Origin of the sequence: Acinetobacter sp. YH01005, from assembly GCF_013420465.1 — a bacterium.
GTDB lineage: Bacteria > Pseudomonadota > Gammaproteobacteria > Pseudomonadales > Moraxellaceae > Acinetobacter > Acinetobacter amyesii.
Window position 1 is genome coordinate 38720 of record NZ_VOYA01000020.1, and the last position, 11529, is coordinate 50248.

10 protein-coding genes are annotated in these 11529 nt (G+C 40.3%); 3 read left to right on the forward strand and 7 right to left on the reverse strand.

Translation table 11 applies throughout. The annotated features are described in order from the left end of the window. The first annotated feature begins 47 nt into the window (after nt 1-47). Nucleotides 48-1436, forward strand: a complete 1389-nt coding sequence (purB, locus tag FTT72_RS12960; RefSeq protein WP_180178509.1) for an adenylosuccinate lyase — start codon at nt 48-50, stop codon at nt 1434-1436. Nucleotides 1437-1612: 176 nt separating this feature from the next. On the opposite strand, the gene FTT72_RS12965 is transcribed toward purB, so the two are convergent. Then, on the reverse strand, nt 1613-1852 hold the full coding sequence (locus FTT72_RS12965) for a hypothetical protein (protein WP_168379205.1): 240 nt from the start codon (nt 1850-1852) through the stop codon (nt 1613-1615). Between the two features lie 212 nt (nt 1853-2064). Here FTT72_RS12965 and FTT72_RS12970 point away from each other — a divergent pair, with 212 nt between their 5' ends. Next, complete coding sequence (locus tag FTT72_RS12970; protein ID WP_168379204.1) at nt 2065-2730, forward strand: DUF2238 domain-containing protein; 666 nt, start codon at nt 2065-2067, stop codon at nt 2728-2730. Nucleotides 2731-3094: 364 nt separating this feature from the next. On the opposite strand, the gene FTT72_RS12975 is transcribed toward FTT72_RS12970, so the two are convergent. The 6 genes from FTT72_RS12975 to FTT72_RS13000 form a co-directional block, all read right to left on the reverse strand. Continuing rightward, nucleotides 3095-3520, reverse strand: coding sequence for a hypothetical protein (locus FTT72_RS12975; RefSeq protein ID WP_252725857.1), 426 nt, complete (start codon nt 3518-3520; stop codon nt 3095-3097). 105 nt (nt 3521-3625) lie between these two features. After that, nucleotides 3626-4588: a protease SohB gene (gene sohB / locus FTT72_RS12980; RefSeq protein ID WP_180009607.1), complete on the reverse strand. Its 963-nt coding sequence runs from the start codon at nt 4586-4588 to the stop codon at nt 3626-3628. A 190-nt stretch (nt 4589-4778) separates the two neighbouring features. Further along, nucleotides 4779-5702, reverse strand: coding sequence for a phosphate ABC transporter ATP-binding protein PstB (gene pstB / locus FTT72_RS12985; protein ID WP_218953498.1), 924 nt, complete (start codon nt 5700-5702; stop codon nt 4779-4781). Between the two features lie 13 nt (nt 5703-5715). Then, nucleotides 5716-7107 (reverse strand): phosphate ABC transporter permease PstA, encoded by a 1392-nt coding sequence (gene pstA / locus FTT72_RS12990; protein WP_180178510.1) that lies wholly within the window; start codon nt 7105-7107, stop codon nt 5716-5718. Beyond that, entirely contained in the window at nt 7104-8483 is a 1380-nt protein-coding gene (gene pstC / locus FTT72_RS12995) for a phosphate ABC transporter permease subunit PstC (protein ID WP_180178511.1), read from the reverse strand. The genes pstA and pstC overlap by 4 nt, the downstream gene beginning before the upstream one ends. Before the next feature lie 99 nt (nt 8484-8582). Beyond that, nucleotides 8583-9611 carry a substrate-binding domain-containing protein gene (locus FTT72_RS13000; RefSeq protein ID WP_180178512.1) on the reverse strand — a complete coding sequence of 343 codons (1029 nt, stop codon included), beginning with the start codon at nt 9609-9611 and terminating at the stop codon, nt 8583-8585. Nucleotides 9612-10021: 410 nt separating this feature from the next. On the opposite strand from FTT72_RS13000, the gene FTT72_RS13005 reads away from it, so the two are divergent. Continuing rightward, nucleotides 10022-11074 carry a Rieske 2Fe-2S domain-containing protein gene (locus FTT72_RS13005; protein WP_180178513.1) on the forward strand — a complete coding sequence of 351 codons (1053 nt, stop codon included), beginning with the start codon at nt 10022-10024 and terminating at the stop codon, nt 11072-11074. The last annotated feature ends 455 nt before the right edge of the window (nt 11075-11529 follow it).

The window sequence follows — 11529 nt, forward strand, 5'->3', positions numbered from 1 at the left end:
TACGGGCTTTTTGTTTTACGTTTAATTCCAAAATTTAAGGAATCGCTATGAACGCTTTAACCGCACTTTCTCCATTAGATGGACGTTACGCAAGCAAATGTGATGCTCTACGTCCTTTCCTCTCTGAGTTTGGTTTAATCCATGCTCGTGTGACTGTTGAAGTGCGTTGGTTACAAGCGCTTGCGAACCGTCCAGAAATCACAGAAGTTCCAGCATTCAGTGCTGAAACGAATGCTGCACTTGACGCAATCGTTGCAAATTTCTCTGAAGACAATGCAAACCGCATTAAAGAAATTGAACGTACGACAAACCATGACGTTAAAGCGGTTGAGTATTTCCTGAAAGAACAAATTGCACATATTGATGAGCTTAAAAATGCGGGTGAATTCATTCACTTTGCATGTACCTCTGAAGACATCAACAATTTGTCTCATGCTTTAATGCTTAAAAATGGCCGTGAAGTTTTAGTTGCTGCGATGCAACAAATCATCGATTCAATCGTTGCTTTGGCTGAAAAACATGCTGAACAACCAATGTTGTCTCGTACACACGGTCAAACTGCTAGCCCAACAACTTTGGGTAAAGAAATGGCGAACGTAGCTTACCGTTTAGCGCGTCAAATCAAGCAATTCAAACAAGTTGAACTTCTAGGTAAAATTAACGGTGCTGTAGGTAACTACAACGCTCATTACTCTGCTTACCCTGAAATTAACTGGCCTGCTCATTCTCAAGCTTTTGTAGAGTCTTTAGGTTTAACCTTCAACCCGTACACGACTCAGATTGAACCGCATGACTACATGGCGGAACTTTTTGATGCGCTACGTCGTTTCAACACAATCTTAATCGACTTTAACCGTGACGTTTGGGGATACATCTCACTTGGTTTCTTCAAACAACGTTTGAAAGAAGGCGAAGTTGGTTCTTCAACAATGCCACATAAAGTTAACCCAATTGACTTCGAAAACTCTGAAGGTAACTTGGGTATTGCGAATGCGGTATTGGCTCACCTTGGTGAAAAACTTCCTGTATCTCGTTGGCAGCGTGACTTAACTGACTCTACTGTTCTACGTAACATGGGCGTTGGTTTTGCACAAAGCTTGATCGCATTTGAAGCTTGCTCTAAAGGTATTGGTAAACTTGAGTTGAATGCTCAACGTATTCTTGAAGACCTTGACCATGCGCAAGAAGTACTTGCAGAACCGATTCAAACTGTTATGCGTCGTTATGCAGTTGAAAAACCTTACGAAAAACTTAAAGCCCTTACTCGTGGTCAAGCAATGACTCGCGAGATGATGGTTGATTTCGTAAATGGTAATGAGCTTGAAGCTGTTCCTGCTGCTGACCGTGCGCGTCTTGCAGAAATGACACCTGCAACTTATACAGGTAATGCATCAACTCAAGCAAAACAAGTTGCTGATTTAATTGCTAAGATCTGATTTCTAAAATCTAATTTTAAATAGATCAAAAAAAACGAGGCTTCATGCCTCGTTTTTTATTTCTACCTATATACTCCTTCACCCTTTGGGATGCGAAACATGCTCCGCAAGGAGATATGGCTATCCACATCACCCTAACCTTCGCCTATAAGGAGAGAGAAGATTTAGAAGTAATTTTATTCTGCAGGGCAATATTTCGCCCAATCATCTTTCATCCGTTGTAATTCACAGCCTGTTAAAACATCTGAGTAATAAACATAATATGTGGCATCGGGATACTGAATTTCATGGCGAAACATCATGCCACGCAAAGACACAGAGAGCTCTTCTGGAAAATCATCTGTTAAATAAAGTTCTTCAAACTCATAGTTAAAATAACAATTTTGAGTCGCAATAAATGCCTCAACAACGGCCATAGTTACTTCCAAATACATAAACTTCGATATTCATCTGAGTTTAATACAATCTTTTTGAAAATACTTATCCCTAGTAGCTAGCTGATGACATTTGAAAAATTAATGCACAAATTCTAGCGCCCTCGAACTAACACCTTTCATCACATTATGGCTATACTTGCCGCGAATTATAACCACTGCACACCGATAAAAATTTTGAGCTTTGCCTTTTCATGATTGATTTCAAATTAAAACTTAAGCACATCTTAGCTTTTGCGTTATTAACTCTTGCCATTGTGATCGCCAGTATCCAACCTTTAGAAATGGAAGCATATATCCTCCATCAAATCGGCACTGCGTTTATGCTGATTGTGCTGCTCGTTTTCCTCTATAAAATAGGGCTAAGTTTCACAACTGTTTGCCTGTATCTTGGCTTTTTATTGATTCATGTTATCGGTGCCCATTATTTATATTCTTATGTACCTTATTCTGAATGGACACAAGCTCTCTTCGGTTTCAACCTTGACCAAAGCATGGGATGGTCTCGGAATATGTATGATCGGCTTGTACATCTTGCCTATGGATTGCTGCTCTATCCGTTCTTTTATCGCATATTTCAAATCTGGCTACCGCAATTAAAAGCCGGAACACTCTTTTTATTGGTTATACAATTCGTCATGGCGACCAGTTTATTTTATGAATGGATCGAATGGCTGATTGCCATTGGCTTATCACCAGAAGAAGCTGAAAATTATAATGGGCAACAAGGTGATATTTGGGATGCACATAAAGATATGCTGCTTGCAACACTTGGTGCGATGATCACTGGTGGTATTTGTTTAATGACATCAAATTTGTTGAATAACGCTAAACAAAAGCCTGAATATTTTTTATCTTAAATACTGATGTTACGCACCTAGAAGTAATTTCTCATTTTAAAAATGATTTTTAAGTCTATTCGACGGAGTCTTACATCTAGGAATTGAATAACGGGATTAGCCTTCGGCTGGAGGTACTTTTACGAAACGATGTTTCTCATTCGGCAAAATGAGAAGCGAAGCTTCGCAAGGAAACCATCTTGCGGAGCAATGCTCCTCACCGCAAAACTCGTTAGCTCGCGTCTACGTATTCAAAGTATCGCAAAAACATTTTTGATTAGAAGCAGCCCTGTCTCAAACACTTGCGGATGACGTTACCGCGTATCGTTGTTTTATTTGAATCAAATTGCACTTCTGGTGTTACTGCGTAACATCAGTTAAATATTTAAGCAGTCCATTGAATTAAGATTGAATCTGACATTTGCGGATTCAATTTTCGGTCATAATACTGAAAGCACGCTTTTGCTCCCGCTGGCATTTTTTGTAGATCATCATCTATACGAAAATGCCGTGTATATTTTGTATGATTCACTAAAATTTCAACCCGCTCAAAAGGCTGTCTTTTATTTATATTTCCGCTACTCATATAACTCTGATAGGCCACAACAGTGCCGCAGGCTTCAGAGCGAACATCTACCTGTAGTGATGAACAATAAATATAGCCTGCCAACAGTGTTGCTGCTGGGCCAAACAGCGCAGCATACTGTTTCAGCACAGATTTTTTCACACTTTGAAAATGCAGCAAATATAGCCAAGGCCAAACCATTAGGCAAATGACACCACCTAAAATAAACAGAAAATTAGACATCATTATCATCAATATCTATGTACGCAACGCAATCTATCACAACAGCATCGTTTAGCATAAAAAAAGCTCACCGAAGTGAGCTTTAAATACTTTATAAGCATAAAGATTTTAAAATTTTAGATCTTTTAATTGAACGATATTTGCATTAGCTTTGCTCAATGATTCCATCACTTTTGACATGACAGCAGGAACCAATGAATCCGCAATTTGTGCTGCTTGTAAGCCTAACTTCTCACCCAGTGTTGGTTTTTTGCGGGTTTCAATCATATATACATCATGTTGTGGCATAAGACTTAATAGATATTCATCTGACGTTTGGAGTTTATCGACCAAATTGAGATCCATTGCATCTTGACCATACCAATGCTCACCTGTGGCAACTTTATCGACATTAAGCTGAGGACGGTATTTTTCAACAAAGTGTTTAAACAAGTTATGCGTTTGCTGCAACTCTTCTTCAAATTTGGCTTTACCTTCAGCCGTATTTTCACCAAACATAGTGACGGTACGTTTGAACTGACCTGCTGTATACAGTTCAAAATCGATATGTTTTTCTTTCAATAAACGGTTAAAGTTTGGCACTTGTGCAACCACGCCAATCGATCCCACAACTGCAAATGGAGCTGAAACTATTTCATTTGCAATGCAGGCCATCATATAGCCACCACTTGCAGCAACTTTATCCACGCAAATGGTTAAGTTAAATCCAGCATCACGTAAACGTACCAATTGTGCAGCGGCCAGACCATAGCCATGCACCATCCCGCCTGGACTTTCTAAACGTAAAACCACGCGGTCACGTCCTGCTTTTGCTGTCGCTAAGATCAGGGTAATTTCTTCACGTAGACTCGTTACCGCAGATGCAGCGGTATCACCATTAAAATCGATTACATAAATTTTTTGGTTATTCTTTTTACGTGCGCGCGCTTCTTTTGATAATTGTTGGCTTAGTTGCAGCAGCTCAAGTTTAGATGCAGTCGTTTGCGCAATTTTTTTTCGTTGTTCATTAATACGTGCATTTAAATGGCTTACACGAATTTCCGCAGGCAACTTAGGATTATGAAATAGCATAAAATTGAAACTCATTTAATTCATATTTATGTTGTATAACATGTGGGTTGCATCACAAAAATTCAATCTATTTTTTGAAAATAATTCTCATTGAGCCAAATTGAGCATTTTATTTTTATCAAGACTTTTTGACCTAATTATTGACTTCATAAAAAAAGAGCCTTTCGGCTCTATTTTTAAACAGACCAGATTAACCAAAACGACCCGTAATGTACGCTTCTGTAAGCTGATGATCCGGTTGGGTAAAGACTTTTTCAGTGGAATTCACTTCAATTAAATCACCCAAATGGAAATATGCGGTACGGTCAGAAACACGTGCTGCCTGTTGCATCGAGTGCGTCACAATCGCAATGGTATATTGCGCTGACAGTTCAGTGATGAGTTCTTCTACTTTTGCGGTTGCAATCGGGTCAAGTGCTGAACAAGGCTCATCCATCAAAATTACTTCAGGACTAACTGCAATGGTTCGCGCAATACATAGACGTTGCTGCTGACCACCTGAAAGCCCCGTACCTGGTTGGCTCAAACGATCTTTCACTTCATCCCAAAGACCTGCTTTACGCAGGCTATTTTCAACAATCTCTTCCATGTCGTATTTGTCACGCGCCAATCCATGCAATTTAGGACCATAAGCGACATTGTCAAAAATTGACTTAGGGAATGGATTCGGCTTTTGGAAAACCATACCCACTTGGGCACGCAGTAATACCACATCAAGATTTGGATCATAAATGTCTTGATTATCCATAAGCACTTGCCCTGTCACACGACAAGTATCAATCGTGTCATTCATACGGTTAAGCGTACGTAGGAAAGTTGACTTACCACAACCAGATGGTCCAATAAAAGCAATCACTTCATTTTCATAAATGTTCAGATCAATGCCTTTAATCGCTTCAGATTCACCATAGTACACATGCACATCATTGGTACTGATTTTCACATTGCTCGATTTCGCATCTTTTTTCGCACTAGATTGCGTATCAAACTGTGACACAAACGCAGTATTGGTTTGCTTTTGACTGCCCTGGGCAGAGGTAAATTGTGTTTGTTCTGGATTCACGGACTTATCCTGATCTAAGGAATTCTTTTCAGTTGTAACGACGCTATTCATATAATGCCCTCAATTACCAGCGTACTTCAAATTTCTTACGTAACCAGATGGCTAAACTGTTTAAGCCGATCATGAGAGCAAGAAGTACAATGATTGCTGCTGCGGTACGCCCTTCAAAGAAGTTACGTAGTTCGTTACCTTGCCAAAGGAAAATTTGTACTGGTAATGCAGTAGATTGATCTAAAGGAGTGGCTGGTACACTTGCCACAAAGGCACTCATACCAATCAATAATAATGGAGCAGTTTCACCTAGCGCTTGCGCAACACCAATAATGGCACCAGTTAAGATACCCGGTAATGCCAATGGCAAGACATGGTGAAATACAGTTTGTAAACGTGAAGCACCCAAACCTAAAGCAGCTTGACGAATCGATGGCGGAACAGCTTTTAGTGAAGCACGTGTAGTAATAATGACCGTTGGAAGTGTCATCAAACTCAAGACTAAACCACCAACCACAGGTGCCGAAAGCGGCATGTGCATCCAACCAATAAAGATTGCAGCACCAAGCAAACCAAAGACAATTGAAGGTACTGCTGCTAGGTTGTTAATGTTGACTTCGACAATATCGGTAATCCAGTTTTTAGGTGCAAATTCTTCTAAGTAAATTGCGGATGCAACACCGATTGGAATCGAAATAATGATCACGATCAGCATCATAAATAACGACCCCATAAACGCCCCAGCTAAACCTGAAGTTGCAGGTGAGCTACGAGAGTCTGGGTTCTTAAATATTTCAGTATTAAACGAGTTAGTGATAACACCATCTGCTTTAAGTTTATCTGCGAGTTGACGCAGTTCCGGACTTAATTGCTGCTGTTCATCAGGCAAGCTACGGTCAATATTACCCGCTAACCAGACATCGACATTGGCATCTGCAAGGATTTTTAAATCTTGTTTTTGACCGATCAATGAAGGATTTGCCATGACCATGTCACGTAAGCGATAAGCTTCTGAACTGGTATATAAACTGTTGAGATCATCACGTTGAGAGGCAATCGATGGATCTTTTGCAACGATTCCATTTACGATCAGCGCCTCCCAATCCACCATGCCCATTTCAGTTTGCCAAGCAATATAGCGCTCTTGGAACTGTGCAGGAGATTCACCTTCTTTTTGAACCGGTTTCGCTCCTACATTAACAATGCTTGGATCAAAAAACACAGGCACTGTCATCGAGCTTTGCCAAAATGCAGGTAAGCCTTTGGCTAAAATACTGCCAAACAAAAGCACGACGAACAATAAGCCAGTCACTACTGCACTAAAGCCCAAGACACGGAAAGTTTTTTCTTTACGGTGTCTTTTCGCCAATGAGTTTTCAATGATTTTCTTACGTTTTTCACGAAGCTCAGCTGCTACGTTCGGATCAAAATTTTGATCCATATTTGATGTATTCGTCGTACTCATTCGTATTGCTCACGGTATTTACGCACAATGTACAGTGCAACAATATTCAGACCTAAAGTAATTACAAACAGTGTTAAACCGAGTGCAAAAGCAACCAATGCTTGAGGACTCGCAAAGTCTGTATCACCTGTTAATTGGTTTACGATGGTAATGGTGACTGTAGACACTGCTTCGAGCGGATTAATGTGTAGTAAAGGACTGTTCCCTGCTGCAAGTACCACAATCATGGTTTCACCAATTGCACGAGATGCTGCCAATAAGAATGCACCGATAATGCCCGGCAAAGCTGCAGGTATCACTACTTGGCGAATCGTTTCTGATTTTGTTGCACCCAAACCGAGTGAACCGTCACGAAGCGCGCGAGGAACTTGAGTAATGATGTCATCAGATAATGATGAAACGAATGGGATAATCATAATCCCCATCACAAAGCCTGCTGTTAGAGCACTGGTTGCATTAATATCGAGTCCAATATATGCGCCAAGCTGTTTTGCAAAGGGTCCAATAATCATTAAGGCAAATACACCGTAAACGATGGTTGGAATACCTGCGAGAACTTCAATGGCCGGTTTTGCCCAAGCACGGAAACTTGGCTTTGCATATTCAGCCAAGTAAATAGCAATCATCAAACCAACAGGAACAGCAACCAGTAGTGCAATACCACTAACCATGAGTGTGCCCCAAAGGAGTGGCAGCAAACCATAACTACCTTCGGCATTCCCTGATGTACTAAAACCGGGGTTCCATTCAGTGCCCAAGAAGAAATCGAGTGGACTGACAAAACTAAAGAAACGCATGGCTTCACTGAACATCGACATCACAATGCCAACTGTTGTCAGGATTGCGACCCCCGAACACAGTGCCAATGCGATATTAATAACTTTTTCGACTTGGTTACGTGCACGATATTTTTCTACGATGCGGCGTTTAGCCATAACTAAACCAATCAATGCCGCACAAATTACAACGGCCAATTTTGCATATGAGCCGATGTTTTCAATTTTCTGTAACTGTTCTGCTGCTGCAAGTTCATATGCAGCTGGCGTATCACTTACTCCAAAACCAGAAGCAATCGCTTGGACGCGGTCAACCATTACGCTTGTGCTTGCAGGATCTAAACCTAAACGAATATTTTCTGGGACATTATTTAAAATAACGTGTTGAAAAATACTCGGTTCAACCAAGTTCCAAACAATCAAGATTAAAAAAGCGGGAATCCCACACCATAAAGCGACCAAAACACCATAATAGCCCGGTCGTGAATGCAACATTGCTGAGTTATTGCCTTTACCTGCAAGTTTGCGACTTTTGGTCAGTCCAACTTGATAAGCGATTGCAATAATTGCGAGCAACACACCAATAAGTAGCAGATTCATGTAATCTCCACTGTTTTTTCAAAAGTCCTTCTTGAAAAAACTGTTTCTTTGCAAAAAGCCAATGGCAGGTCAATCCTGCCATTGGCTGTTTCAATCCAATTATTTAACTGCTTTACCAGCTTTAAAGTTTGCAAGAACTGCAGCGCGTTCTTTATCAGACATTGAAATTAAGCCTGCTTTTTCTAGCTTAGAACCTTTACCTGATACTTTTTTGCTTAAGAAGAATTCTGTGAACTCTTTTAAGCCTTTAATTGATTTTAAGTGCTCGCCTTTAACGTAGAAGAACAATGGACGAGATACTGGGTATGAACCATTTAAAATTGTCTTCTCAGACGGCGCTACATTATTCACTGTTGCTACACGTAGCTTGTCACGGTTTTGGTCATAGAAACCTAGACCGAATACACCTACTGCATTAGGAGACGTTTTTAAGCGTGCCAATGTTTCTGTATAGTCGCCCGCAATTTCAATCACACGACCATCTTTACGGAAAGTTGAGCATGCTTTTTTCTGAGCATCTTTATCTAAAGCTTTGATCGCTGAGTACGTCTCACAACCTGCTTCTACCATTTTTTCTTGGAATACTTCACGTGTACCATGATTTGATGCAGGAATAACTAAAGTGATTGCTTCGTTTGGTAATGTCGGGTCAATTTGATTCCAACGCGTATATGGGTTTTTAACCATCTTGCCTTGAGATGGTAATTCAGCAGCCAAAGCGGCATACACGTGTTGTGGACGAAGTTTAAATGCTGCTTTTTTCGCATTTGAAGCAAATACGATACCATCATAACCAACTTTGATTTCTAAAATTTGGTTAACACCTGCTTTTTTACATGCAGCTAATTCAGTATCCTTAATTTGACGTGAGGCATTTGCAACGTCAATTGTGTTGTCGCCAACACCGTTACAGAACTGTTTCAAACCGCCTGAAGTACCACCTGAACCTACGACAGGTGCTTTGAATTGAGGAAATGTATTACCAAATTCTTCTGCAACAATACTTGCATAAGGCAATACTGTCGAAGAACCCGCGATTTGAATCGTGTCACGAGCTGCATTTGTTGTTGTAGCAAGTGTTGCGCCAGTACTAAGTACCATAGCAAGTGCAATATGATTTAAGCGCATTTTCATCTCTCTTAATTAATGCATTTATTGGAGTACGCCACTTTTACTTATAAAGTCTTGTACTTTTTCGATATAAGCATTTTGATTTTAGAGTATGACAATTAGGTTACAGCTATATGACGCTTTTATGATAATTGATGATTGCCTATTGATTTAAATATAATTCTTTATTTTTCAATATGTAATGAAATTTATCAAAGTATTGGTCTTATTTATTTCTACTTTGATATTCGTAAGAATTCATGTCCTTGTCATCTTTTGTCTTATTTTCTTTTTTCAATTTCCCCTCCTTTTCTGAATGTTGCACATTTGCATGTTCGATTTTTTATTCCTCCGTATTCCAATAATTGAAATTTCATTACCTTTTTAGTTCGCTCAATATGCAAGTTTACATAAAAACAGAGCCTAAAATGACCAGTAAAGCCATTGCGAGATTTAATCCGGACTTGCCTGTGCATATGACTTTTGAAGAACATGACTGGCACTTACTTGCAGAATATTGGTATCCCATTGCACTCGCTCGAGACATTACAGAACAGCCTTATGGCACCATGCTTTTAGATATGCCGCTCGTCATTTATAAAATGGGAGATGAACTGATTGTCGCTAAAGATGCTTGCCCACACCGTGGCGTACCACTGAGTTTAGGCAAAAATGATGGTCAAGGCGTAGTCTGCCGCTATCATGGCTTACGCTTTGGTGAACACGGTCATTGCAACCGCATCCCTGCACATCCTGAGCACAAAATTTCACCTCGTTTCAACTTGCGTACTTATGCTGCTGTTGAGCGTTATGGCTTAATTTGGTGCTCCCTCACTGCCCCTAAAGAGGCTGCACCGAATATCCCTGCAATGCCATATTGGGATGAAGCCGAGTTTCAGCAATTGGTGTGCCCAACGGTCGATTTTCAATGTTTTGCAGGCCGGCAGCTTGAAGGCTTTATTGATGTCGCGCATTTTGCTTGGGTACATCCAGAGACTTTTGGCGACCCTGAAAATGTAGAAGTCCCAGACTACAAAACCATTGAGACTGAAACAGGATTTAATGCAGACTATTGGAGCAGTGTTGGGCGCTACCCGATTGGTTTAGAACAGCGTGGACAAGATGGCTTTCAATGGCTGCGCCATTTCGAAATTCATCTGCCGTTTACCGCAACGCTGACCATTCATTTTCCAAACAACAGCAAGCAAGTGATTATGAATGCGGCATCACCCATGACTGCCCGCTCGACACGCTTATTTGCGCCTATATGCCGCAATTATGACAAGGACTTGCCTGTGGAAGATGCTTATGACTTTAACCTGAAAATATTTGAGGAAGACCGCTTAGTCTCTGAATCACAAAAGCCTGAATATTTGCCTTTGGATTTAAGCATCGAAGCGCATTTTCCAGCGGACCGCAGTTCCAGCATGTACCGCAAATTATTGCGTAAAAAAGGTTTTAGTCCATTGTTTGCGGCATAACATCAATATCGTATTGCATTCACCTCACCCTAACCCTCTCCTACAAGGAGAGGGAAACTCCTTTACAAGCCTTATATTGGTTATAAATATTGTGGTATCTCATTCATCAAATGATAAACATCAATGACTATCGCGACTGGAGACAGGGATGTCACTATAAGGTAATGGTCACATGGATGTACCTTTTGCCTGAGAAGGATTTTAGTTACTTTGATCCCTCAAAGTAACAATCTGCCTACGCAGTAAACTATCATCTTTCAATGAAAAATTGCGGCCATGCAATAAATTAAGCGCCTTTTCATTTTTTAAAAAAAAGGAGCTCAAATGACACTGCTGTCCCATAGTTTGCTTTAAATAAAAAAACCTGAGTCCTAACAGTTAAAATATGAGTGCAAACAAACACTTTAACGACCAGGATTCAGGTTTTGTCACATCAGAATACCGTATTTCATGAG

What these genes read in the sequence shown, in the direction of transcription:
- sohB (WP_180009607.1), bottom strand. Translation starts at nt 4,588, where the DNA reads ATGCTATTTCATAATCCTAAGTTGCCTGCGGAAATTCGTGTAAGCCAT.
- FTT72_RS12965 (WP_168379205.1), bottom strand. Translation starts at nt 1,852, where the DNA reads ATGGCCGTTGTTGAGGCATTTATTGCGACTCAAAATTGTTATTTTAAC.
- FTT72_RS12975 (WP_252725857.1), bottom strand. Translation starts at nt 3,520, where the DNA reads ATGATGTCTAATTTTCTGTTTATTTTAGGTGGTGTCATTTGCCTAATG.
- FTT72_RS13000 (WP_180178512.1), bottom strand. Translation starts at nt 9,611, where the DNA reads ATGCGCTTAAATCATATTGCACTTGCTATGGTACTTAGTACTGGCGCA.
- purB (WP_180178509.1), top strand. Translation starts at nt 48, where the DNA reads ATGAACGCTTTAACCGCACTTTCTCCATTAGATGGACGTTACGCAAGC.
- pstA (WP_180178510.1), bottom strand. Translation starts at nt 7,107, where the DNA reads ATGAGTACGACGAATACATCAAATATGGATCAAAATTTTGATCCGAAC.
- pstC (WP_180178511.1), bottom strand. Translation starts at nt 8,483, where the DNA reads ATGAATCTGCTACTTATTGGTGTGTTGCTCGCAATTATTGCAATCGCT.
- pstB (WP_218953498.1), bottom strand. Translation starts at nt 5,702, where the DNA reads ATGAATAGCGTCGTTACAACTGAAAAGAATTCCTTAGATCAGGATAAG.
- FTT72_RS12970 (WP_168379204.1), top strand. Translation starts at nt 2,065, where the DNA reads ATGATTGATTTCAAATTAAAACTTAAGCACATCTTAGCTTTTGCGTTA.
- FTT72_RS13005 (WP_180178513.1), top strand. Translation starts at nt 10,022, where the DNA reads ATGACCAGTAAAGCCATTGCGAGATTTAATCCGGACTTGCCTGTGCAT.